Source organism: Kiloniella sp., from assembly GCF_048270245.1.
Lineage (GTDB): Bacteria > Pseudomonadota > Alphaproteobacteria > Kiloniellales > Kiloniellaceae > Kiloniella.
Map to the genome: position 1 here is coordinate 38,135 of NZ_JBLWTH010000002.1, position 21,933 is coordinate 60,067.

At 42.5% G+C, this 21,933-nt stretch carries 26 protein-coding genes; 8 read left to right on the forward strand and 18 right to left on the reverse strand.

Annotated elements, in window-relative coordinates:
* The first annotated feature begins 66 nt into the window (after positions 1 to 66).
* A complete protein-coding gene (locus ACN0W5_RS05305) occupies positions 67 to 906 on the forward strand; it encodes an ABC transporter ATP-binding protein (RefSeq protein ID WP_417453160.1) in 840 nt (279 codons plus the stop codon).
* Complete coding sequence (locus ACN0W5_RS05310; RefSeq protein ID WP_417453161.1) at positions 906 to 1,469, forward strand: IMPACT family protein; 564 nt, start codon at positions 906 to 908, stop codon at positions 1,467 to 1,469. Before ACN0W5_RS05305 ends, ACN0W5_RS05310 begins: the two co-directional genes overlap by 1 nt.
* On the opposite strand, the gene ACN0W5_RS05315 is transcribed toward ACN0W5_RS05310, so the two are convergent.
* Together ACN0W5_RS05315 and phhA are read right to left on the reverse strand one after the other, a co-directional pair.
* Entirely contained in the window at positions 1,466 to 1,726 is a 261-nt protein-coding gene (locus ACN0W5_RS05315; protein ID WP_417453162.1) for a hypothetical protein, read from the reverse strand. The genes ACN0W5_RS05310 and ACN0W5_RS05315 overlap by 4 nt on opposite strands.
* A 178-nt stretch (positions 1,727 to 1,904) precedes the next feature.
* On the reverse strand, positions 1,905 to 2,708 hold the full coding sequence (phhA, locus tag ACN0W5_RS05320; protein ID WP_417453163.1) for a phenylalanine 4-monooxygenase: 804 nt from the start codon (positions 2,706 to 2,708) through the stop codon (positions 1,905 to 1,907).
* 130 nt (positions 2,709 to 2,838) lie between these two features.
* Here phhA and ACN0W5_RS05325 point away from each other — a divergent pair, with 130 nt between their 5' ends.
* Both ACN0W5_RS05325 and ACN0W5_RS05330 read left to right on the forward strand, forming a co-directional pair.
* Positions 2,839 to 3,300, forward strand: a complete 462-nt coding sequence (locus ACN0W5_RS05325; protein WP_417453164.1) for an Lrp/AsnC family transcriptional regulator — start codon at positions 2,839 to 2,841, stop codon at positions 3,298 to 3,300.
* Between the two features lie 10 nt (positions 3,301 to 3,310).
* Positions 3,311 to 3,814: a GNAT family N-acetyltransferase gene (locus tag ACN0W5_RS05330; RefSeq protein ID WP_417453165.1), complete on the forward strand. Its 504-nt coding sequence runs from the start codon at positions 3,311 to 3,313 to the stop codon at positions 3,812 to 3,814.
* Positions 3,815 to 3,842: 28 nt separating this feature from the next.
* Here the strand turns inward: ACN0W5_RS05330 and ccoS are convergent, their stop codons facing one another.
* From ccoS to ACN0W5_RS05375, 9 genes are all read right to left on the reverse strand, one after another.
* Positions 3,843 to 4,118 (reverse strand): cbb3-type cytochrome oxidase assembly protein CcoS, encoded by a 276-nt coding sequence (gene ccoS, locus ACN0W5_RS05335; protein WP_417453166.1) that lies wholly within the window; start codon positions 4,116 to 4,118, stop codon positions 3,843 to 3,845.
* A gap of 1 nt (position 4,119) precedes the next feature.
* Positions 4,120 to 6,360, reverse strand: coding sequence for a cation-translocating P-type ATPase (locus ACN0W5_RS05340; RefSeq protein WP_417453167.1), 2,241 nt, complete (start codon positions 6,358 to 6,360; stop codon positions 4,120 to 4,122).
* Between the two features lie 7 nt (positions 6,361 to 6,367).
* Positions 6,368 to 6,871, reverse strand: coding sequence for a FixH family protein (locus ACN0W5_RS05345; protein WP_417453168.1), 504 nt, complete (start codon positions 6,869 to 6,871; stop codon positions 6,368 to 6,370).
* A gap of 23 nt (positions 6,872 to 6,894) precedes the next feature.
* Positions 6,895 to 8,370, reverse strand: coding sequence for a cytochrome c oxidase accessory protein CcoG (gene ccoG, locus ACN0W5_RS05350; RefSeq protein ID WP_417453169.1), 1,476 nt, complete (start codon positions 8,368 to 8,370; stop codon positions 6,895 to 6,897).
* A gap of 84 nt (positions 8,371 to 8,454) precedes the next feature.
* Entirely contained in the window at positions 8,455 to 9,324 is an 870-nt protein-coding gene (gene ccoP / locus ACN0W5_RS05355) for a cytochrome-c oxidase, cbb3-type subunit III (RefSeq protein WP_417453170.1), read from the reverse strand.
* Between the two features lie 2 nt (positions 9,325 to 9,326).
* Positions 9,327 to 9,476, reverse strand: a complete 150-nt coding sequence (locus ACN0W5_RS05360; RefSeq protein WP_417453171.1) for a cbb3-type cytochrome oxidase subunit 3 — start codon at positions 9,474 to 9,476, stop codon at positions 9,327 to 9,329.
* 10 nt (positions 9,477 to 9,486) lie between these two features.
* Positions 9,487 to 10,212, reverse strand: coding sequence for a cytochrome-c oxidase, cbb3-type subunit II (gene ccoO, locus ACN0W5_RS05365; protein WP_417453172.1), 726 nt, complete (start codon positions 10,210 to 10,212; stop codon positions 9,487 to 9,489).
* Between the two features lie 15 nt (positions 10,213 to 10,227).
* Complete coding sequence (gene ccoN, locus ACN0W5_RS05370) at positions 10,228 to 11,898, reverse strand: cytochrome-c oxidase, cbb3-type subunit I (RefSeq protein WP_417453173.1); 1,671 nt, start codon at positions 11,896 to 11,898, stop codon at positions 10,228 to 10,230.
* A 162-nt stretch (positions 11,899 to 12,060) separates the two neighbouring features.
* Positions 12,061 to 12,546, reverse strand: a complete 486-nt coding sequence (locus ACN0W5_RS05375) for a hypothetical protein (protein ID WP_417453174.1) — start codon at positions 12,544 to 12,546, stop codon at positions 12,061 to 12,063.
* Positions 12,547 to 12,729: 183 nt separating this feature from the next.
* Here ACN0W5_RS05375 and ACN0W5_RS05380 point away from each other — a divergent pair, with 183 nt between their 5' ends.
* Together ACN0W5_RS05380 and ACN0W5_RS05385 are read left to right on the forward strand one after the other, a co-directional pair.
* A complete protein-coding gene (locus tag ACN0W5_RS05380) occupies positions 12,730 to 13,470 on the forward strand; it encodes a Crp/Fnr family transcriptional regulator (protein ID WP_417453176.1) in 741 nt (246 codons plus the stop codon).
* A gap of 436 nt (positions 13,471 to 13,906) precedes the next feature.
* Entirely contained in the window at positions 13,907 to 14,683 is a 777-nt protein-coding gene (locus ACN0W5_RS05385) for an HpcH/HpaI aldolase family protein (protein WP_417453177.1), read from the forward strand.
* Positions 14,684 to 14,705: 22 nt separating this feature from the next.
* Here ACN0W5_RS05385 and ACN0W5_RS05390 read toward each other — a convergent pair whose 3' ends face one another.
* The 5 genes from ACN0W5_RS05390 to ACN0W5_RS05410 all read right to left on the reverse strand — a co-directional run bounded on the left by ACN0W5_RS05390 (position 14,706) and on the right by ACN0W5_RS05410 (position 18,811).
* A complete protein-coding gene (locus tag ACN0W5_RS05390; RefSeq protein ID WP_417453178.1) occupies positions 14,706 to 15,221 on the reverse strand; it encodes an SPOR domain-containing protein in 516 nt (171 codons plus the stop codon).
* Positions 15,222 to 15,404: 183 nt separating this feature from the next.
* Positions 15,405 to 16,631, reverse strand: coding sequence for a polyhydroxyalkanoate depolymerase (locus ACN0W5_RS05395; RefSeq protein WP_417453179.1), 1,227 nt, complete (start codon positions 16,629 to 16,631; stop codon positions 15,405 to 15,407).
* 289 nt (positions 16,632 to 16,920) lie between these two features.
* The gene (locus tag ACN0W5_RS05400; protein ID WP_417453180.1) at positions 16,921 to 17,202 is read right to left on the reverse strand and encodes a hypothetical protein; all 282 of its coding nucleotides are present in this window, start codon (positions 17,200 to 17,202) and stop codon (positions 16,921 to 16,923) included.
* A 54-nt stretch (positions 17,203 to 17,256) separates the two neighbouring features.
* Positions 17,257 to 17,385, reverse strand: a complete 129-nt coding sequence (locus tag ACN0W5_RS05405) for a hypothetical protein (RefSeq protein WP_299380839.1) — start codon at positions 17,383 to 17,385, stop codon at positions 17,257 to 17,259.
* A 202-nt stretch (positions 17,386 to 17,587) separates the two neighbouring features.
* Positions 17,588 to 18,811 carry an NAD(P)/FAD-dependent oxidoreductase gene (locus ACN0W5_RS05410; protein WP_417453181.1) on the reverse strand — a complete coding sequence of 408 codons (1,224 nt, stop codon included), beginning with the start codon at positions 18,809 to 18,811 and terminating at the stop codon, positions 17,588 to 17,590.
* A 274-nt stretch (positions 18,812 to 19,085) separates the two neighbouring features.
* On the opposite strand from ACN0W5_RS05410, the gene rplM reads away from it, so the two are divergent.
* Positions 19,086 to 19,550 carry a 50S ribosomal protein L13 gene (gene rplM, locus ACN0W5_RS05415; RefSeq protein ID WP_047765626.1) on the forward strand — a complete coding sequence of 155 codons (465 nt, stop codon included), beginning with the start codon at positions 19,086 to 19,088 and terminating at the stop codon, positions 19,548 to 19,550.
* Between the two features lie 2 nt (positions 19,551 to 19,552).
* Positions 19,553 to 20,038 carry a 30S ribosomal protein S9 gene (gene rpsI, locus ACN0W5_RS05420; RefSeq protein WP_047765627.1) on the forward strand — a complete coding sequence of 162 codons (486 nt, stop codon included), beginning with the start codon at positions 19,553 to 19,555 and terminating at the stop codon, positions 20,036 to 20,038.
* Positions 20,039 to 20,125: 87 nt separating this feature from the next.
* On the opposite strand, the gene ACN0W5_RS05425 is transcribed toward rpsI, so the two are convergent.
* The gene (locus ACN0W5_RS05425) at positions 20,126 to 21,001 is read right to left on the reverse strand and encodes a DUF2971 domain-containing protein (protein WP_417453182.1); all 876 of its coding nucleotides are present in this window, start codon (positions 20,999 to 21,001) and stop codon (positions 20,126 to 20,128) included.
* 168 nt (positions 21,002 to 21,169) lie between these two features.
* Positions 21,170 to 21,754: a LysE family translocator gene (locus ACN0W5_RS05430; RefSeq protein ID WP_417453183.1), complete on the reverse strand. Its 585-nt coding sequence runs from the start codon at positions 21,752 to 21,754 to the stop codon at positions 21,170 to 21,172.
* Positions 21,755 to 21,933 lie beyond the last annotated feature (179 nt).

Genomic DNA, 21,933 nt, shown 5'->3' on the forward strand with positions numbered 1-21,933 from the left:
AAGGGCCAGAGGTTTTTTAATTTGTATATCAGCATATAAATTCAACTACTTATCAGGCTGGTATTATTGTTCGCCTATGATAATCTTGGCGCAAGTAATCTGACGCTTGGGGGATTAGTCGGTATGAGTACCGAAGTCAACGAAACAAAAACAGCTCTTGAAGCAAAAGGCCTCAACAAAAGCTTTAATGGCCTTAAAGCGCTTGATGACCTAAGTTTTAAAATACAATTAGGGGAAACCCTTGTCATAATTGGTCCATCAGGCAGCGGAAAAACACTGCTACTTAAAACTTTGCTTGGTATTAGCCCTCAAGATACAGGGGAGATCTTTATTCAGGGCGCTCCAAAAGAAGAAGTTCAGGAGAATTCTCCAAACTTCCTTGACCGCTTTGGTATGCTTTTCCAACAATCAGCGCTATTTGATTCAATGACAGTTTGGGAGAACATTGGTTTTAAAGAGCTAAAAAAGCCAAATGCGAATAAAGTGATAATAAAAAACGATGTAATAAAGCTGTTAGATAGAGTTGGGTTAAGGCCTGAAGTTGCTGATCTATATCCAGCAGAGCTATCTGGCGGTATGCAGAAACGAGTCGGACTTGCCCGGGCCTTTGCAGGCGATCCTGAATTTTTATTATTGGATGAGCCAACAGCCGGTCTTGATCCAATTATGAGTAATTCAATTAGCCAACTTATAAAACAACAAACAAAAGAACATAATACAACATCAATTGTTATTAGCAGTGATCTAGATTCCGCTCGAAAAATATCCACTAACATAATGATGCTGCATCAAGGAAAAGTAGTTTGGTTTGGGCCGACTCATGAATTGGACAAGACAGATAATCCCTATGTCAAACAGTTCATTCATAAATCGGCAAAAGGTCCCATCGCAGTTCTCACTGAATAATGTTTTACGTTAATTGTGAAAATTTTACGGAAATTGACGAAAAGAAATCTCGTTTTATTTCGTACTTAATGCCAGTTTCTTTTTTTGATAAACGCCTAGCCGAATTACGTGACGAGTTTAAAAAAGCAAATCACTATGTTTGGGCGTACAGAAGGCTCAACCAATACGATCAAATAGAAGAGGGGTCTAGCGATGATGGTGAGCCTGCAGGAACATCGGGTCCCCCAACCCTCAAAGTCTTACAGGGGAATTCTCTGATTAATACGGCGGTTATTACAGTTCGTTTTTTTGGCGGTACAAAGCTTGGGACCGGCGGTTTGGTCCGGGCTTATAGCGAAAGTACGAAACAGGCTATTCAAAATGCAAACCTGTTGGCCTACGTTAAATTACACCAACAAGAATTATCTTTACCATTCAAATCCATATCGCACGCTGAATACCTCTGCGACCAGATTGGTGTTAAAGTTATCCAAAAAGATTTTGGCGCAACCGGGGCAATTTTTATTGTAGAGGGAATAGAAGAACAATTATCCGAGATACAAGATCAGCTTAATCTTCATTAACGGGTATTTTGAACGGCAGAGATGGCCTTTAATGACTTAGCTAACGCAAGAAGTTCATTACGTGCCAACATCAGAGCTTCTTTGTCCTGGGTAGAGAGATTATGTTGTGTTAAGCGATAATGATAAATGCGGTGAGCTTGTTTTGTAAGAATAGCCCATTTACTGTTTGGATCATGGACCAACGACAAATGATTGGGCTGATCACATTTAAGTGCCGCCTCAATATCTGTTGAGTTTTTTATAGCCCCCTGATGCATTAAACTCGCCCCCGTACCCGAAACTTTCTCACCCACTTAAATTTGGTTAACAGTCTATTACTACAATTTAACTAAAATTGCTACTATAAAGCCTTCTTGCCAGAATCTTGGATTATATTTACCCGTAAAATGGAAAACCTCCTCTAATAAGAGGAGGTTACCAAAGATATAAGCTATCTTAGTGTGGTTTCTGATCAGGGGCTAATGGTGCAGGATTAATATTTCCAAGCTGTTTTGCATGATCAATAACAGGAAGCAAATCTGACATTATAGTATCAAAAAGTTGTTCAAAGCTATTAATCACATAATAGATCGGCTGATAGATATCTATTCGATAGTTTGTTCTGAATATGCTTAACGGATCAAATTCCATAATTGTAGGTTCTCTGCTGTCCATACAATAAACAGCTTCGCCCGATGAAGATGCCAGACCAGCACCGTATATCCGGTTTCCCATATCCGTTTTGATCAGGCCAAATTCTACGGTAAACCAGAAAAGTCTTTGTAAAGGCCACATATATTGCTTTTCAACAGAGAGAGCGAGTTTACCGTACTCCTGCACATAATCGGCAAAAGATTGGTTAGTCAGCATTGGGCAATGACCATATATCTCATGAAAGATATCAGGCTCTTTTATATAATCAAAATCTTCCCGTAACCGGATAAAGGTTGCTGCAGGAAAGCGTCTGTTTGCCAGAATGGCGAAAAATTCTTTCGGGGGGATTACAGCGGGAACAGATTCAACACCAAACCCAGTCGCATCGAACAAACGATTGCTAATTTCCTTTAACTGAGGAACCCGATTACTATTTAATCCCAATATTTCTCTGCCTTGGATGAACTCATCACAGACCCGACCTTCAAGTATGTCATTTTGGCGGTTAATTAAATCCCCCCAAATCTCGTTCTCAGATCGGCTATAGTGATATAAACCATTTGAATCCGGTATTTTAGATTCATAGATAGACCCTTGGTATCCCATTTTTTACCTCATTATTTTACCCCTGCTTTATTTGTTTATTTTATCTTAAAATATGGGATATTATATTCTTATAAACCACACAAAATAGATTTAATAACAAATTCAATTCAACAAATAGCTATAAATTGAAATGATTGACCTTGACGTTCTAGATGTAAAAATACTTAGCCTGTTGCAAAAAGATGCCTCTCTTTCAACGGCAGAGATAGCTACGGCTGTTGGGCTTTCTCAATCACCTTGCTGGCGGCGGATAAAACGTTTTCGAGACGAGGGACTAATCCGCAAAGAAGTATGTTTACTGGATCCTAAAATTGCAGGTCTGAGCGTAACAGTCTTTACAACAGTCACATTGGTGCAACATAGCGAAGAACAGGTTCGACAGTTCGAAGATATCGTCAATCGACGCCCAGAAATTATGGAATGCTACACAATTACAGGTAACAGGGATTATCTGTTACGCATTATCGCAAAAGACATTGAATCTTATGATCGTATGCTGACAGAACAATTTTTGCATTTACCGATAATTAACTCAGTAAATTCACGCTTTGCCCTACGAAACGTAAAATACTCAACAGAACTACCGATTTAGAGGACCGGACATGAAAATTCGGAAAGAAGAGATCAAAGATCGTGCACAGGTTTTACAGGTTATTCACGATGCTTTTGGTCAGTGGGATGAATGCGATCTCGTCAAACAACTACACCTGGACGATGATGTACTTTTTGGACTTGTTGCTGAAGAAGAGGGGGAAATTATAGGACACATTCTTTTCAGCGCCATGGAAATTACATCCCCACACCTACACATTCAAACCGCAAGCCTCGCACCGCTATCTGTAATGCCTGCTTATCAAGGTCAAGGTATTGGAAGCCGACTTGTCGAGCTGGGAATTCAAGCTTGTAGAGATATCGAAGACTTATCCGGCATTATTGTCCTTGGCGATCCGGCTTATTATTCCAGATTTGGTTTTGCAAGCTCTTTAACAGAGCATCTGGATGCCCCTTTTAAAGGGGACGCATTTATGGGATTGGAATTCAGAAAAAACATCTTCCCTGAAAATGGGAAAGTTATCTATTCCCAAGCATTTGGATTGCAAACTTAACGCCAAAAACAAAAGATAGTTATTATGCTTAACAACATTTCGGGAATGACTTATTCAAGCCGTCTAGTCCCTTTTCTTTTGCATCGTAATCGACCTCATTAAGTACGGTATACGCTTTTTCTTCGCTGTCAGATTTGTGCTTGCTAAAGTCTTCATCTTCAATGGGATCATCATCAAATACAGCTCTGTAAGCCGCACCTTCCAGATCATCATACTGTCCAGTGCGCAAAGACCATAAAAAAGCAGCAAGCCCAAGCAAACCAAGTAAAAGAGCGATAGGAATAAGAAATGTAAGAGCGGTCATTTTATGCTCCTTTTTCTGAAAGTCTGAGCCGCAAGGCATTAAGAGTAACCACAATGGATGATCCTGACATCGCAAGTGATGCAATTAACGGCGTTACATATCCACTCATAGCCAGTGGTACAGCAATCATATTATAGACAATTGCCAACCCAAAATTCTGGAAGATTAAATGCTGTGCTTTTTTTGCAATCGTTATTGCCTCTACGATTGGTTTGAGTTTATTTCCTTGAAAAATAAAATCGGCCGTCGTCTGGCTAATATCTGAAGCTGTCGCCGGGGAAGCAGATACAAAGGCACTGGCCAATGCTGGGGCATCATTTAATCCATCCCCCACCATCAAAACCTTATGGTTTTGATCTGCTAATGAATCTAGATATGAAATTTTATCTTTTGGATTAGCCCCCGCAATCCACTTTTTAATAGACAACAATTCGGCAGCTTTTTTTACAGCTTTCTCCCTATCACCCGAAAGGATTTCAACAGATTTCAGATGCTTTTGTGCATAGTCAACAGCCGCAGATGCATCATCTTTCAATTGATCTTCAAAAGTAAACCGAACCTTTTTACCCGTACTATCTGAGAGCCATAGCTCACTAACCTCGTCATCAAGTGATTGATCGTCATCAACGATACCACACCAACTTCGATTACCAATACGAACTCTGTTATCATTCAAATAACATTCCAAACCTTGTCCCGGTTCTTCATGTACTTGATCTCGCTTGATAACGGGCACATTAGCCGCGGCGATCAATGCCTTTGAAAGAGGGTGTTTGCTTGAAAGTGCCAGTGAAGCCGCTAAAGATAAATCGCTTGGAGAAACGGTATCTTTATTGGTTAAAACAGGTCGCCCCTTGGTCAAGGTTCCCGTTTTATCGAAAACCACAACGTCTGCATCAGCCAACCGTTCTAAACCATCAGCTGCTTTCACCAGGATCCCCCTACGTAGTAGCAAGCCACTAGCAACAACCTGCACTGTCGGTACAGCAAGTCCCAAAGCGCAGGGGCACGTTATAATCAAAACGGCAATTGCGTTCATTAATGCGAAATGCCACCCGACATCACCTAGGACCCACCATCCAATAAAGGTAAGCGCCGAAAGTATATGAACAACAGGCGCATAAATTTGAGCGGCTCGATCAGCAAGACGTACATATTTTGCTCGCCCTTGTTCCGCTGTTTCCATCAATTTAACAATTTCAGAAAGCAGTGTTTGATCGTCTTGCGCTGTGACTTCGACCTCAATAGGTGTAGAAACGTTAAGTGTGCCAGCAAAGACGGCATCGCCGACCAATACCTTTTGTGGTAAAGATTCCCCTGTGATCAAAGAGCTATCAATTTCGCTGTTCCCGCTTATGACAGTACCGTCCACAGGAATTTTTTCTCCGACAGCAATGGCAACTTTCATACCCGGTTCAACAGCCTCTACAGGCAACGAAGCGTGCGTTCCATCATCTTTAATAATAGTCGCGGCGATGGCCCGAAGCGATAATAAGTTCTGTGCCGCAGACTGCGCCTTACTGCGCATCCGTCGATCAAGATATCGGCCAATCAGAAGAAAGAACAAAAGCATAACGGATGCATCAAAATAAGCATGCTGCGCGCTTTGAAGGGTTTCAGCAACACTCATCCCCACAGCGAGAAGAACAGCAAGCGATATCGGTACATCCATATTCAAGCTGCGCGCTTTCAGAGCTGCAATTGCTGATCGAAAAAAGGGCTGTCCTGAATAGGCAACGGTAGGCAAGGCAATAAGGCCAGACACCCAGTGCAATAAATCACGCGTTGCAGGACCCATATCGTCAACACCAGACCAAACTGCTACAGATAACAACATTACATTTGCAGAAGCAAAACCGGCGACGCCCATTGCCTTTAAAAGCGCTTTATCTTCTTTCTCACTCGCAGAGCTCATAAGAGCAGGGTTATAAGGGGTCGGAGGAAAATCCAGATCGTCAAGTTTACGTACAATTGCATTGGCTGATGTTTTTGTCTCGTCCCAAAGAACATACAACCGTTTTGTCGACAGGTTTACACGTGCTGTTTCAATCCCGTCCATTTTGTTGAGGTTGCCCTCAATAAGACGAATGCAGGATGGACAGTGAATGGTATCTACAATTAAGTGTAATTGCGAAAGCCCGGTCTCATTCTTATACACGTAAGCCGCTGGATCGATACTGGCAGGTATCTCTGGCTGAGTTTCAACGTTAGGGTTATTGAGATCAGAACAACACTTTGACATTATAAAGCTACTTCACGAAAAAACGTTTTTCCAACTGGAAGGGTGTCCCGTTCGGAGATGTTGCAGAGAGACTGGCATGCCATTGGCCCTTTAATGGAAGATCAATAACAGCCTCGTATTGTCCACGGCTGCTTTCCGCAAGTACAAGTGTTTGATCGTACCCTTGAAGAGTAGGGCGACCAATTTTTACGGTAACGTCAAACCCAGACAAATTAAGATTATTTTGATCCAGCAATGTAAAGGAAATCATTTTCTGTGACCCTTGCGAAACGAGTTCCAGAGAGCTTTGCCAATTCATTTCCTTTTGTTGCTTTGCAGCCTCAATCGTTTGATTATAATTCAGCCCATCGATATAAGCATTTTCCCTTGATAATCCCGTCCATGTATTTGTTGCAAAGTAAACAAACACGATATTCATACCAATGATGACACCAAAAAAAGATAAAATAGAAATCAGGAAATGCTTCCCGGTAAATTTCTTTTCTTTTTGTGGGGCAGGGGTTTTATTCATTAGAGATACGCTTTCTACAGTACTCATTTGTTTGGACCTATAAATACACTATCATTAGAAACGCTGTATCCGGTTTCTTTATTTGTGACAGTAATGGTAATCGGTTCAGATGATGTCTCTAGCTCTTGAGCTCCAACCGATAGGAACAGGTGGACACTTCGCAAATTGTCTGACTTGACGTCAACAATTGGTGTAGGTCCAACATTTTCAATATCGTTAATTTTGATTTCTTTAAAATCAAGCCCCGTTACGGTCACTAAGAATTGTTGAGGTGCTCGTTCTTTGTTCAGGATCTTCACAGTATACCCGTTGCGAATACTGCCGTCAGACAGCTTAACAAATAACGGATTACGATCTCTTAACACATTAAGATCCAAGGGTGATCTACTGGCAAGCAAATAGACCATAAAGGCGCAAACAGCAAAGATGGCGACGGCATAAAATACCGTCCTCATACGTAAAAGGCTGAACTTTTGCGGAACGCCCTTTAATCGTCGGGCCATATTGGCGTCGGTGTCATACCCAATCAATCCACGGGCCGTTCCCATTTTATCCATAATGCCGTCACAAGCATCAATACAAAGGGCACAGTTGATACATTCCAATTGAGCACCATCGCGAATATCAATGCCCATCGGGCAGACAACAACACACTGCTTACAATCGATACAATCGCCAAAGACCTTATCATCCTGTGTTTTCTTTGCGCGTCCTCTGGGTTCGCCACGATCTTTACGATAGGTAACTTGCAATGAATCTTCGTCCATCATTGCGGCCTGAATTCTGGGCCACGGACACATATAGATACAAACTTGCTCTCGGGACAATCCCCCAAGTGTATAGGTTGTAAAGGTCAATAGCGCGACAAAAGTATACGCCATCATGTCGGCTTGTAATGTGAAAAGTTCGACCAGAAGTGTCGGTGCATCAGCAAAATAAAAAACCCATGCCCCCCCCGTTGCCATACCAATTATCAACCAAACTGTATGTTTTAGCGTGTACTTCCAGATTTTTTCAAAATCCCATTTGTGACGATGTAATTTGATCCGGGCATTCCGGTCACCTTCGATCCAACGCTCTACGGCGATAAAGAGATCGGTCCAGACTGTTTGCGGGCAAGTATATCCGCACCACACACGGCCAAATAAGCTCGTGAAAAAGAAAAGAGCAAGTCCGGCAACAATAAGAATACCCGTAATGTAGTATACTTCCTGTGGCCAGAGTTCGATAAAGAAGAAATAAAAACGATTACCCGGAAAATCAATAAGAACGGCTTGATCCGGAGCACCGGGACCACGATCCCAGCGGATAAAAGGGACTAAATAATATATTGCGAGCGTAACGATCATAATCAGCCACTTTAAGCGACGGAACTGACCTTCTGCTCGTTTTGGGAAAATAGGCTCACGTTTTTTATAGAGAGGTCGGTTCTCTTTTTTGTTAACGGCCTCCACCTCAACAGTGGCTTCCTTAACGATCTGTTCCAGCTTGGTGCTCATTTCTACAGACGTTCTTTTCTGACGTTAAGTTATTTTTTTTATAGTACGGGAGAGGCAGAGCTCTCCCGTACATAGGCCTTTGTATTATTCGCCACCACCGAGGGAGTGGACATAAATGCTCAAGGCTTTAACTGTCACGGGATCCAAACGGGCTTCCCATGTTGGCATAACGCCTTTACGACCATAAGAAATGGACTGAACAACGGTTTCCTTATCACCGCCGAAGAGCCAAAGCTTATCGGACAGATTTGGAGCCCCCATCTCACGATTACCCAAACCACCCGTTTCATGACAGGCAGCACAGTTATCTTCGAAAATAGGTAAACCGCGTTGAGCAGCATCACTGTCGTTTGATGTACCAGACAGAGACAACACATATTCCGCAACGTCAGAAATTTCCCGTTTTTCCAAAATCTCATTAGTCAGGAACGCGGTCATATCGTTAAATCTGGTTTCATCATGCGTAGAACGAATACCATAATTAATGGTGTAGTGGATGTCTTCGAGAGATCCGCCCCATAACCAGTGGTCATCATTCAGGTTCGGGTAGCCTTTAGCCCCTTGAGCACCACTACCGTGGCACCCGGCACAGTTATCGCCAAAAGCCGCCTGGCCAGCAGCAAGCGCGTACTGGTTAAGATTCGGATCTTTTGCGATATCTTCTAAGCTGGATGCCACGATCTTTGCTTCAATCTCAGCACGTCCGGCTTTTACTTCTGCCAGTTCGTTCATAACCGTTTGGCGTTGGGAATACCCCAACATGCCTTTGGTATAGTCACTGATACCTGGCCAGGCCGGCATCGCGATCCAGTACCCGATGGACCAGATTACAGATGCGTACAGTACCCATAACCACCAACGGGGAAGAGGGTTGTTCAGTTCTTCAATGCCATCCCACTCATGACCGGTGGTGTCGACACCAGAGATATCGTCTTTTCTTGGATTTCCTGCCATGACTAGTCATCCTCTAATGGAATTTGAGCGGCGTGATCAAACTTGCTTTTGTTCTTAGGCCACAGCGCATAAATAACGCCGCCCAAGAACATCACAACCAGATACACAAGCCCCCAAGTTTGCGAAAAAGTAGAAATGTCGTTGTAATCCATAACAGTCTCCTTATCGCAGTTCCGGACCTTCAGCCTTATAGGCTGAAAAATCCACGAGGGTGCCAAGCATTTGCAGATAGGCAATCAAAGCATCCATCTCTGTAATTACTTTGGCGTTATCATCAAAGTTACGAACCTGTGCTTTCGGATAACGGGCAAGTAGCCCATCTGTATCACCGTCTGGATCAACCTGAGCACGCAAGTCCGCTTCGGCCAATTCAATCATCTCGTCACTATAGGGAACACCGACCATACGGTTTGCTTCCAAGTGCTGTTTGATATCATTGAAACGTAGTGGTGCATCCAAAAGAAAAGGATAGCCCGGCATCACAGATTCAGGAACAATTCCGCGTGGGTTAATCAAGTGTTCCTTATGCCATTCATCAGAATACTTGCCACCGACACGAGCTAAATCTGGTCCTGTACGTTTTGATCCCCATTGAAAGGGATGATCGTACATTGATTCAGCTGCAAGAGAGTAAGGTCCATAACGCTCTACTTCATCACGCAAAGAACGGATCATTTGCGAATGACAGTTATAACAGCCTTCACGAATGTAGATGTTACGACCAGCCAATTCCAATGGCGAATAAGGACGCATCCCCTTTACTTTCTCGATTGTACTTTCAAGAAAGAAGAGCGGCGCAATTTCGATCAGTCCACCAATTGAAACCACAATCAGAATACCGATCAGTAGAACGATTGAGTTTTTCTCAAAAACGTCATGCTTAATCATGATCTTATAGCCTCCTTATTCAGCAGCTATGGGGCTAGGAACAGCTTCGGGAGCGAGTGAACGGCTTTCCGTTCTCACATCTCCGCGGGCAGTCCGCCATAGGTTGTAAGCCATGATCAGAGAACCGACCACAAAGAAGGCACCACCGATTGCACGGATCCAATAGAAAGGATTCATTGCTTCGACAGTTTCCACGAAAGAGTATTCCAAGAAGCCAAGGTCATCATACGCACGCCACATCAGACCCTGTAGAATACCGGATACCCACATGGACGTGATGTATAGAAGGATACCGAACGTGGAGATCCAGAAGTGATAGCTCACCAACTTCAAGGAATAGAGCTGCGTTCTGTTCCAAAGCCATGGAACAAGACAATACAAGGCACCAAAGCTGACATAAGCAACCCAACCCAACGCACCTGAATGAACGTGTCCAACAGTCCAGTCTGTATAATGGCTAAGTGAATTTACAGCCTTGATAGACATAACAGGACCTTCGAAGGTACTCATGCCGTAGAAAGCGATTGACACAACCAGCATACGTAATACCGGATCAGTACGAAGCTTGTCCCATGCACCGGACAACGTCATAAGGCCGTTAATCATACCACCCCATGATGGCATCCAGAGCATAATAGAGAAGGTCATCCCCAATGTCTGTGCCCAATCAGGAAGCGCTGTATAGTGCAAATGGTGAGGTCCGGCCCAGATATACATAAAGATCAGGGACCAGAAGTGAACGATTGAAAGACGATAGGAATAAACCGGACGGTTTGCTCTTTTAGGGACGAAATAATACATAATCGCCAAAAAGCCAGCTGTCAGGAAGAAGCCAACAGCATTATGCCCATACCACCATTGCGTTAGGGCATCCTGTACCCCGGCAAAAAGAATATAGCTCTTAGAACTGGTCCAGGAAACCGGAACAGTCAGGTTGTTGACAATATGCAAGAGGGCAATCGTGACGATGAAAGCCAGATAGAACCAGTTAGCCACATATATATGCGGTTCACGTCGTTTCCAAAGTGTACCGAGGAAAACAAATAGATAAACAACCCAGACAATCGTCAGCCAAATATCCGTATACCACTCTGGTTCCGCATATTCTTTGCCTTGTGTTGCGCCCATTAAATAACCGGTTGCAGCAACAACAATAAAAAGTTGATATCCCCAAAATACAAACCATGAGGAGAAAACACCGGGTAGGCGGGCTTTACAGGTTCTTTGTACGACGTAAAAAGATGTCGCCAAAAGAACATTACCACCAAAAGCAAAAATTACCGCTGATGTATGAAGAGGGCGCAATCGACCAAAATTGAAATAAGAAGTATCAAAGTTTAAGTCTGGATACGCCAATTGAAAGGCAATTGTATCACCAGCTACAAAACCAGCAATTCCCCAGAAAACAGAGGCGATCACCCCAGCCTTAATGACCTTAAGATCATATTCAATTGGAGCATCTGCTGATTGGTTTGCAAGGCTTTCTGATTTGTCAAAATAAGCCTTAATTATACCAAAAATTCCAAGTAAGAATGCACCTGCAAAGATATATGCATGTACAGACATTACCGGATCTTCGGTTCGCGCGGCTGTTAGCGTGGCGTAAAACGTGCCAATCACCAATGCCGCAGCTATTACCCATCCGTCGAGGGGCATTTTCGCTTTTGCGGTAGTTTCCCGAGTCATTCCTGAAGTCGCCTTTTATCATAAAAAACGTGATAACACCGTGAGATAGAACATCCCACAGTACCCCGTAATCTACCAATCAAGTACAAAAGAGCATTGATCTAAGTCAATGATACGGGATGACGCACCCTCAAAGAATAATCATAAATTTTTCTTTGCCGACTAGTGTTGAGTGATTAAATTTTCATTTATTTTTTTACAAAGCCTGACTGCGTCACAAACATACCCTTTGTTGATTAATTGGTTCGGTATGGACTTAGTATAACCACTTTCTGGAATAATTTCATTCCTAATATCAATTGTTAGATGTATTGCCTGACATCCGCGTTCAGATGCTTGATCTTCCAACCATTCCAAAAGAGTTTCAGATATATCGTTGCGGCCAAGCATATCTGCAGTAACGTAGTTAGTAACATCCATAACGATTTGATGCGTAACGTCTTCGACTATTTTGTAGCAAAGAATCCCCATATAATATCCAGCGGTATTTTTCACCGTGATAATACCACATTCCCGGCTATCTCTACCGATAAAGCTATTTACATAATCCATCCATTGATCTGTTGTAATGTCACTTTTTAATGTTTGAATTAAGGGCAACACCTGAGCAGTGTTGGATTGACTCAATGGTTTAATGGCAAATTGCACGGCTTTACTACCCACATATGACTTTGTTAAGGTTATTGAAGTCACGATAGAAAAATAAGTCTTTGATGTAGGTCAATATGACGCACAGAAATAATCTACTGAATTAATTTGTTTCGTGTTTCTTTAGTACTCTTGTCGTAGTATCAATGTACTATAAAAAAATTAGTCAGGAATGATAAACGAATGAGAAGTGGTTCACACTTTGCCCAAACGGCCTCATCCAACCCTTTGGTGAACTCTCCATGTGAAAAATGCAACGTTGCTGGAATGAGCCTCTGCCATGCACTCTCCTGCGACGATCTCAAAAAACTATCATCCATTTCAACAGCAGTAGAAGTTGGAAAAGGTGTCACAATCATCAATGAAATGGACCCTGCTGATTTTTTGTTTAATGTAACGGGTGGTTCGATCAAGCTATATAAACTTCTTCCTGATGGTCGCCGTCAAATGACAGGATTCCTTTTTCCAGGCGACTTCCTTGGTATTGCGATGAACGATTGTTATGCCTATTCAGCTGAAGCGCTAGAAGATTGCAAACTCTGTAGATTTCCACGCGCTAAGCTTGAAGAGTTACTAAAACAAGTTCCTGATTTGGAAAATCGTCTGCTCAATATGGTGTCAAATGAGTTGGTTCTTGCTCAAGACCAAATGTTATTGCTCGGACGTAAAACAGCCATTGAAAAAGTCTCTAGCTTCCTTTTATCGCTTTCAAAGCGGACCAAAAGTAAAACAGGTACAGGCAATGTAGTATCCCTGCCAATGGGGCGCTCTGATATTGGTGATTATTTGGGCCTGACAACCGAAACAGTTAGTAGAACCCTGACCAATTTAAAGAAAAAAGGAATTATTTCTATTCCGACAAACGGTCAGCTCGAAATCAATGATATAGAAGAACTAACTGATCTGGCCGAAGGTATGGATTGAGTAGATTTTTACAATACTGATTAATGACATTTGTTAATGCTATTGGTGCGATAATAAATCTGGCATTCCCTATATCTATTACAGCCAACTTCCTGTATTACTCCGGTTGGCGTCAGTAATATTATCAAACTGGCTTTGGGAAAAGGAGTCTGTACGCTGCCTCGAGGCTTGATCTCGGGGCGCGATTGGACGCACTTCCCAAAGCGAGCCGCTTATCACGCAACATGTAAGTCGTGATCTGGAACCTTGAAAGAGTGTTCTAGGAGGATGCATTTCACTATGCATCCTCGGCTGGCTTGCTCGTTCTCTTTGCGGCCCTTCGTTCAATTAGACTTTTCATCTGTAACCACTTCGCTTAACGTATATTTATCAAACAGTCGATTTGATAAGCCCTCGGTTATACGCGCGAATTTTCTTCAAACAATGGATATACAAAATGGCAAGTCCACAGCTTAAAAATAAACTTGGCAATCATCACCCCGTTTTTGGATGCTGGATTGATATGTTTAGTCCAATTGCAACCGAGATTATTGCGCAGGCTGGGAACGACTGTTTAATGATCGATCTAGAGCATGGCCCCGGCTCAGTAATGGATGCTATTACCCAAATGCAAGCGGCCAAAGCTTATGGTCCTAAAGCTTATGTCAGGGTTTCAAGTAATTCCAGTGCGAAGATAAAACGTGTTCTTGATGCTGGGGCAGATGGTGTTATGGTGCCGTCTGTTTCAAATAAAGAAGAAGCTGAATACGCCGTCGCGGCAGCCCATTATGCCCCTCAAGGTAAACGAGGCGTTGCCTCAACAATCATCAGAGGAGCTGATTACGGGGTTAATTCTCAAAGTTATTTAAAAAATTTCAATGATCATATGCTCTTGATTTGCCAAATAGAAAGCGCAGAAGGCGTTGAAAATGCAGCAGAGATTGCGAATACAGACGGTGTCGATATGATCTTCATCGGCCCTTCCGATCTCTCTGCAGATTTAGGCTATCCAGGTGAAACAGATCACCCCGCAGTTCTGGAAGCAATCTATAAGGTCGAGCAAATTGTAAAAGACGCCGGAAAATTACTTGGCGCACTTCCAACCCCGAATAGAAATGCCGAAGCACTTTTTAAATCCGGATACGATATGGTACTGGATGGGAGTGATATTGGTTTTGTTGTCAAAGGAGCCAGAGAAAAAGTTGCACAACTTAAAGCAACCCTTGGCATTTAAGAAGTCTTAGACGACAAACTACCTATAACTTAATGGGCACGCAGTACTGTTTTTTACGCTTAAAAGCTTCACAAGCTTTATTCGCATCGGCCCGATCGCCGAAAGCGGCACCTAACACACGATAAAATGTGCCTTTTCCTGTGATTTTAATAGGCTTCAGCTGCAAGCTTAATCCGTTAGTTTCTTTGGGGAAGGCATTTTTCAATTCCGCCCATTCTTTTTCAGCGCTGGTTTTACTTTTATTCGAAGATAAATGAACGGCAAATTTGCCCGTAGCTTTGATAACGGGTGGCTGCGCTATTTTTTCTGCGTTTTTTAAAGGAGCAGGGGTAATTACCAGCCCCTTTTGATCTATTTCTTCGACATCATTCGTATCAAGAGCAGACGTTTCAATTTTGTCTTCTTTAACGGCCACTGCGCTGTCATCATCTTCAGAAAGAGAATCAAGGGCTTCTTTTGTTGAGTTCGCAGCTTGTTTAGAACCCTTCTTTATATCGTCCCACAGATCAACGCCCCAACCTTTGGTGTCATCATACACACTTTCACACCCACTCAGGATCAAAGAAGAGCATAGAACAAGAATAAGCAAATATGAATGACGTAAAAATGGCATGGGCGAGCACCAAGAAAGGTTAGATGTAAGTTACATTTAATCCTAAATAGTACATATTTATAAAAAGATAATTAATTCTATGACTTATTAACGATATTGTTATGTCATTTATGACTTGGAATGGTGCTTTTCAATAAAGTCATTAATCACGACAGAAACGCTTTCGCGCCATTTACGCCCATTAAAGATACCATAATGGCCAACTCCGGGTTCTATATGATTTTTATGTTTGCTTTTAGCGAGGGCCGAACACATATCGTGCGCAGCCTCGGTTTGTCCGGGCGCAGAAATATCGTCTAGTTCGCCTTCGACAGTAAGAAGTGCGGTCTTTTTTACTTTTGATGGGTCAACTGGCTGACCTTTCCAGGTCATAGTGCCCTTGGGAAGGCTTCTTTCCTGAAAGATATGTTGAATTGTATCCAGATAAAATTCAGCGGTAACATCCATCACAGAAAGGTATTCATCATAAAACTTATTGTGGCTTTCCGCGGAATCTCCGTCACCTTTGATAAGGTTGTTAAAATGCTGCATGTGCGCATCAACATGGCGCATGGAATTCATAGATATAAAAGCAGCTAACTGAAGGAAACCAGGGTAAACACGACGGCCAGATCCTTCGTATTGAAGCGGAACTGTTGCGGTCAGGTTATCCCTAAACCAAGAGAGAGACTTACTATCCGCAAGCTTCGTCACTTCGGTCTCAGCAGCACCCGGATCAACTGGCCCCCCCATTAGGGTCATGGTGCGAGGTTGTGCCGGATCATCATTTGCCGCCAAAATTGAAACAGCGGCAAGAACAAGCGGAGCTGGCTGACATACAGCAATGACATGTAGATCCGGGCCCAGAAGCCTAATGTAATCAACCAGATATTCGATATATTCATCAAGTCCAAACTCACCATCAGATGCAGGTACCTTACTGGCATCCGTCCAGTCCGTGACATAAACTTCATGGTGCTCAACAAGGGTCTTTACAGTTCCACGCAACAGGGTTGCAAAGTGTCCTGACATCGGCGAAACGAGCAATACTTTTTTCGGAGATTTTGCAAGATCACACTTAAACCGGATAAGATCCCCAAAAGGTCTGTGGTCAATTCTTGCAAGATCAATCGGATGAATGCCGTCTTCGCGATGAATGGCTTGAAATCCCCATTCCGGTTTCCCGCGATGGCGAATGACACCTTCGATCACATCGGCACCGGCGGCCATTATTTTCCCCATATAAGTTTGGGAAAGAGGGAACAGAGGGTTATTGAAGTAGGTTTTTGTGAGCTGCGTCATAGCGCGCATTGGACCCAAAGCAGCACTTTGCATATCGAAGTATGTATATAACACGTCATCTACCCCTAATTAATAAAGTAGCTTTATCAGTTGAAAAAACTACATAAAACCTTCTATTCACACGAAAATAAGGCCAAAAGATAAACCAGAAAGAATAACGATTTCCTTACCGTAATATCGTCCATCAAATCTAATTTACCCAAAAACATTTTATTGTGCACCGCACAATGAGCCTAAAACCTAAGCATCTTTGTCTAAACAGTCAATGATTGTCTGACTTTTCACAGAGGTTTAATGAAAGCGTCAACTAAGGAAATCAACGCAAAGAGAGGCTTAAAAAAGCTTATGTTCTTGTAGATGAAGGGGAGGATGAACGAGAGTCTGAGTGGCAAAAATCTCTACCTTTTGTCGTCAGCTTACAGACAATCCAGTCCGGTTTCAGGGCGTTCGAAAACCATGGTTCTGCCCACCCATGATCTATACAGGCCTGTATCATCCTGACATCATAGTGCTGACCATGCTCATCAAAAAGGGGAAGCTTGCCACCAGCTTGATCAAGGCCGCGTTTAAGCCATTTGAGTTGTTTGGAATTTGGTTTTGGAGATTGTTTTTTGTTCTTTGGCATAGTGGAAATTTTACCACAAACAAATAAAATTACCAAAGGTCTTACGAGTGGGGATTAAGCGCCTAATGAGATTGATGAATTGCCTTGTGGTTGTAAAAGCCGCTTGACGATTTCTCTGTACTCGACGTCCCAAACCAAACGATCGACATCAATATCTTCATTCATATCTTTATGTGATGACATAGACATTTTAGCCCGCATATCTGTGCGATTTATTCTTTTAAAGTTTCCCATGACTTCAATATAAGGAATAAAACAAAGCCGTGTTGGGGCAAAAAAGTGGTAAGAATGTGAACATAAGGGGTGAGAAAGTATTCCCACGGCAAGAAATTGTCACATAATTAAATAATAACAATATCTTACCATGGTTAATTAACGTTAATATCTATATCACATTCAGCTCTTTAACTGGGGTTTTATTGATAATTCTATCCATGCCAAAGATGGACAAATCCAGACTCCGGTATTTTCCGTAAATAATCAATTCTGACAACGCCCGCCCAACCGCGGGTGCCTGTTGCAAGCCATGCCCGCTAAAGCCGTTGGCAAAATAAAGATTGCCCACATCAGGGTGCGTTCCCAGCACGACGTTTTGATCCAACAGGTTGTATGCATAGTGTCCCGCCCATGCATTTATCTGTTTGATTGATTCAAAAGCCGTGACCCGATTGGCAAGTGTGGGCCAGATATGTTCATCAAAAAGACTGTAATCGACATGATAGTCAAAACACTCGGGATCATGGCCATCCAGCGGAGAGGTCCCACAGATAAAATGTTCGCCCTCTGGCCTGAAATATACCCCGTTGGTATCAACCACAAGCGGGCTGTTAGCTATTTCTTCGCGACAGTTAAAGACAAAGACACAGCGTTTACGGCTTTCAATGGGAATACTAATGCCAGCCATAGCGGCAATCTGTGATGCCATAGGCCCCGCAGCGTTAATAAAATGCTCGCCAAAGATTTTTTCACCCGAAACACTTTCGGGGGTTTTTAATTCAGCTGCAATAATTTTGCTACCACCATTTTCTCCGCCAGATTTCACAAACCCGGTAACTTCGCCGTCTTTATATATAACGCCCAGCTCTTTGTTTTTTGCCCTGAACAATTGCAACAGGCTATAGGCATCAAACCAGCCTTCACCAGACAGCCCCAAAGACCCTAGGGCAATATCATCACAGTTCATCCAGGGAAACAGCTCTTTTAAGAGGGCAGGGCTAAGAAGCGAGATATCAGCCCCGAGTTCATTTTGTATCTGATTGTTATAATGAAGTGTTTCCTGCCCCTTATCACTAGCAAGAAGTAAATACCCTTTTTCCTGTAGGCCGATATCCATTGCATTCGTTGGCTGTTGTTCACTTTCCAATGTCAGATGTTCTGAAAGATTACGCAGGAAATCTATACCAAAAAGGGATATATTGACGTTCTCAGGTGTAGAAAATTGCTGTCTAATAGACGCAGCGGACAAGGTTGTTGACGATCCTTGATAACTACTGTCCTTTTCTATGACGGTAATTTTCCCATTAAATGTCGTATCACTTGCCAGAAAGAAAGCTGCGGCACTTCCGATAATGCCTCCACCGACAATAACGACATCTGATGTCTTGGTCATACATACTCCACATTTAATATTATATACGAAACTGCATCTTTACGTGCAGTTCTCTCACAGACAATAGATTTGTTACTTCTGGGGATAAAAAAAGCTTAAACTTACGAGGTATTATATTACCGTAATTTTAACGTATTGTTTTTATTGATAAAATAAATTTGTAGCGGAATATTTTTGTTTGACAGCTGTTCTACACTGTATTAGAACCCACCAACGCAAGAGCACTAAGGTGTGTCTTGCCCCTTATGACAACAGTATGCAATGGCTCTGTTAAATGAAAACTTATTCTGCTAAACCCGCAGATATCGAGAAAAAGTGGTTCGTGATCGATGCTGAAGGCATCGTTCTCGGTCGCTTGGCTGTCGAAGTCGCAAATATCCTGCGCGGTAAAAACAAAGTAACATTCACACCACACATGGATTGTGGTGATAATGTTATCATCATCAATGCCGAGAAAGTCGCCCTTACAGGTAACAAATTGGCTGACAAAAAGTACTACTGGCATACTGGCCACCCTGGCGGTATCAAAGAACGTACAGCTGGTCAGATCCTGGACGGTCGCTTCCCTGAGCGTGTTGTTCAAAAAGCTATCGAACGTATGGTTCCTAAAGGTCCTCTCGGTCGTCAGCAAATGCGCAACCTTCGCGTTGTTGTTGGTCCTGACCACAATCATGAAGCTCAGCAGCCAGAAGTTCTGGATTTTGCTTCTAAAAACACCAAGAACAAGAGGAGCCAGTAACAATGGCTGAAGAAACCCTCAACTCTTTGAGTGATCTTGGCGGTGCAGCACCTGCAGTCGAAGATACAACCGCAGTTGTCGCCGAGCCAAAACTAGACGCACAAGGTCGTGCTTATGCTACTGGTAAGCGTAAAGACGCCATTGCTCGTGTATGGATCAAGCCAGGTACTGGTAAAATCACCGTAAATGGTCGCGAACAGGAAGTTTACTTCGCGCGTCCAGTTCTACGTATGATGATCGCACAGCCTTTCGAAACTGTTGAGCGCGCTGGTCAGTTCGACGTCGTTTGCACAGTTAAAGGCGGTGGTCTTTCTGGTCAAGCTGGTGCTGTTCGTCACGGTATCTCAAAAGCTCTTACTTACTTCGAGCCAGGCCTTCGTCCTGCGCTTAAAGCACGCGGCTTCCTTACACGTGATGCCCGTGTTGTTGAACGTAAGAAATACGGTAAGGCGAAAGCCCGTCGTAGCTTCCAGTTCTCCAAGCGTTAAGCTTCGAAGAACAGAAGTTCAAAAATTCGAAAAGGGCTGTCATTTTGGCAGCCCTTTTTGTTGGATTATTCTGTTTCGTTAAATAGATTAAAGTAAACGATAAGGGCAGGTCGAATATCTAATTGCCGAACATTTTATGTGATACTTACTTAAAAGATAAGAAAAACCATCCGATAATAATTTACTATTTGGATGAGGGCCTATAACAACATGCTCTATTGGCAATATAATATCTCCTCTATTATCCTTACCAAATATATCTAACTTCATTTTGTAGTAGGGGATCAACATCGTTTGTGTTGAACGAATATCCACGTTTTTGTGATTATTTGAAGTTGGTGCAGATATCATCCGCCATTCTTTTTCTTCCCTAAAAGCTTTGTGTTTAAAGAGTGCGGCCCACTTATAAAACTCCTCGTAAAACCCCGGAGAGAGATCATCCAAAATATCTGGGTTTGATACAAAAATTTCCCTATAGATATTTAGTATACGCCTTATTATTTGAATTTTTTCTGCATCATCATAAATGCATTTTCCAATTATAAATCCGTTCTCTGTAGCTACATCTTTCAGCTTGTCAAATTCAAAACCTAAAACGAACCCATGAGGTAGGCTATAAGCACGCCATTGGCTTAATAAATCATCTTCTTCTGAAAACGACAAAATATGGATATTTAAACCTTCTATATCTCTAGTCATTGTTTTTATTTTATCAAAAAGCTCTTTTGCGTCTGGATGAGCTCTTGCCTGTTCATTACATAGGCGATCTACAATCTCTATTGCATGTATAAACTCTTTATAGTCGTTCATGTATTGTATTTTTGAAGCCCAAAGCTCTTTGCCAGTAAGGATATTTTTGGTGTTATCTATCCCTGTATAATGAAATAAAAATCGTCGCGTTGCTGTATCGCCAAAATACAATTCAGGCCTTTTATCTAAATGCATTTCTAAAGGTGTGGACAATTTAAGCCTCAAAAAATTACAGTTAAATGGAAGTTTAAAAAAATGTAAATTCGCTATACTGTAAATGATTTAACCGTAATTGTGGTAAAATATTGAAAGGCGAATCAATAATTTCTGCATCATGCCAAAGCTGACTGTATTTTTTATAACCTTAGGGCTTTTTATTAACTACACAAAAAGTAAATAGAGGGCGACCGCTGCCAAGCCAGTTCCCATAAAGATATTAAACAGACGCAGATGTTTTTCTGTTTGAACCAGAACTTTGGCTTGTCTTCCAACAACGGCCCAGGTGCCAACGCCAATAAAGCAAATCACAAAATAAAGACCACAAAAAAGGAAAAGGCTCGAAGGATCACCTTTTGTCGTAAAAGCCGTGACCCCCGAGATAGAAGCAATCCAGGCTTTAGGATTTAAAATGTTGAGCAGCATGCCCTGATAAAACCTCGGCTCCTTGCTTTCCTCAAGAGAGACAGTACCTTTTGCAAACGCGATTTTATAGGCCATATAGAGCATAAATGCGGCACCGACATAGCCAATCGCCTTCATGAACTGGGGAAACAAGTTTGTTAGCTCTGCCGCGCCCAAACCAATGGCAAAAAGCAGCAGGGTAAAGCCAATTGTCGCCCCGGCAACGAACGGAACGGTTCGATAGACACCGTGGTTCAGCCCGGATGTCATGGTAATAACGTTCACCGGCCCCGGTGAAATGGACATTGTCAGGGCGTAGGTACACATAGCAATAATTATAGACATGATCTCAAAGTACTCCTTAATCAAGGTACTATAACCCTATTAACAACAGCACACTATGTGACGCAGTTGGATTTAACTGTTCGATATTTTTATGTAATGTGAAGCAGAAAATCTTTGCACAATCAAAGCCGCATTCATAAAAAAATGCTACACCCGACAATTAAGTTTCATCGATAAGA

Coding starts and splice junctions, on each gene's coding strand:
- ACN0W5_RS05310 (WP_417453161.1), top strand. CDS start 906: ATGTTTTACGTTAATTGTGAAAATTTTACGGAAATTGACGAAAAGAAA.
- ACN0W5_RS05315 (WP_417453162.1), bottom strand. CDS start 1,726: ATGCATCAGGGGGCTATAAAAAACTCAACAGATATTGAGGCGGCACTT.
- phhA (WP_417453163.1), bottom strand. CDS start 2,708: ATGGGATACCAAGGGTCTATCTATGAATCTAAAATACCGGATTCAAAT.
- ACN0W5_RS05325 (WP_417453164.1), top strand. CDS start 2,839: ATGATTGACCTTGACGTTCTAGATGTAAAAATACTTAGCCTGTTGCAA.
- ACN0W5_RS05330 (WP_417453165.1), top strand. CDS start 3,311: ATGAAAATTCGGAAAGAAGAGATCAAAGATCGTGCACAGGTTTTACAG.
- ccoS (WP_417453166.1), bottom strand. CDS start 4,118: ATGACCGCTCTTACATTTCTTATTCCTATCGCTCTTTTACTTGGTTTG.
- ACN0W5_RS05340 (WP_417453167.1), bottom strand. CDS start 6,360: ATGTCAAAGTGTTGTTCTGATCTCAATAACCCTAACGTTGAAACTCAG.
- ACN0W5_RS05345 (WP_417453168.1), bottom strand. CDS start 6,871: ATGAATAAAACCCCTGCCCCACAAAAAGAAAAGAAATTTACCGGGAAG.
- ccoG (WP_417453169.1), bottom strand. CDS start 8,370: ATGAGCACCAAGCTGGAACAGATCGTTAAGGAAGCCACTGTTGAGGTG.
- ccoP (WP_417453170.1), bottom strand. CDS start 9,324: ATGGCAGGAAATCCAAGAAAAGACGATATCTCTGGTGTCGACACCACC.
- ACN0W5_RS05360 (WP_417453171.1), bottom strand. CDS start 9,476: ATGGATTACAACGACATTTCTACTTTTTCGCAAACTTGGGGGCTTGTG.
- ccoO (WP_417453172.1), bottom strand. CDS start 10,212: ATGATTAAGCATGACGTTTTTGAGAAAAACTCAATCGTTCTACTGATC.
- ccoN (WP_417453173.1), bottom strand. CDS start 11,898: ATGACTCGGGAAACTACCGCAAAAGCGAAAATGCCCCTCGACGGATGG.
- ACN0W5_RS05380 (WP_417453176.1), top strand. CDS start 12,730: ATGAGAAGTGGTTCACACTTTGCCCAAACGGCCTCATCCAACCCTTTG.
- ACN0W5_RS05385 (WP_417453177.1), top strand. CDS start 13,907: ATGGCAAGTCCACAGCTTAAAAATAAACTTGGCAATCATCACCCCGTT.
- ACN0W5_RS05400 (WP_417453180.1), bottom strand. CDS start 17,202: ATGCCAAAGAACAAAAAACAATCTCCAAAACCAAATTCCAAACAACTC.
- ACN0W5_RS05405 (WP_299380839.1), bottom strand. CDS start 17,385: ATGTCATCACATAAAGATATGAATGAAGATATTGATGTCGATCGTTTG.
- ACN0W5_RS05410 (WP_417453181.1), bottom strand. CDS start 18,811: ATGACCAAGACATCAGATGTCGTTATTGTCGGTGGAGGCATTATCGGA.
- rplM (WP_047765626.1), top strand. CDS start 19,086: ATGAAAACTTATTCTGCTAAACCCGCAGATATCGAGAAAAAGTGGTTC.
- rpsI (WP_047765627.1), top strand. CDS start 19,553: ATGGCTGAAGAAACCCTCAACTCTTTGAGTGATCTTGGCGGTGCAGCA.
- ACN0W5_RS05430 (WP_417453183.1), bottom strand. CDS start 21,754: ATGTCTATAATTATTGCTATGTGTACCTACGCCCTGACAATGTCCATT.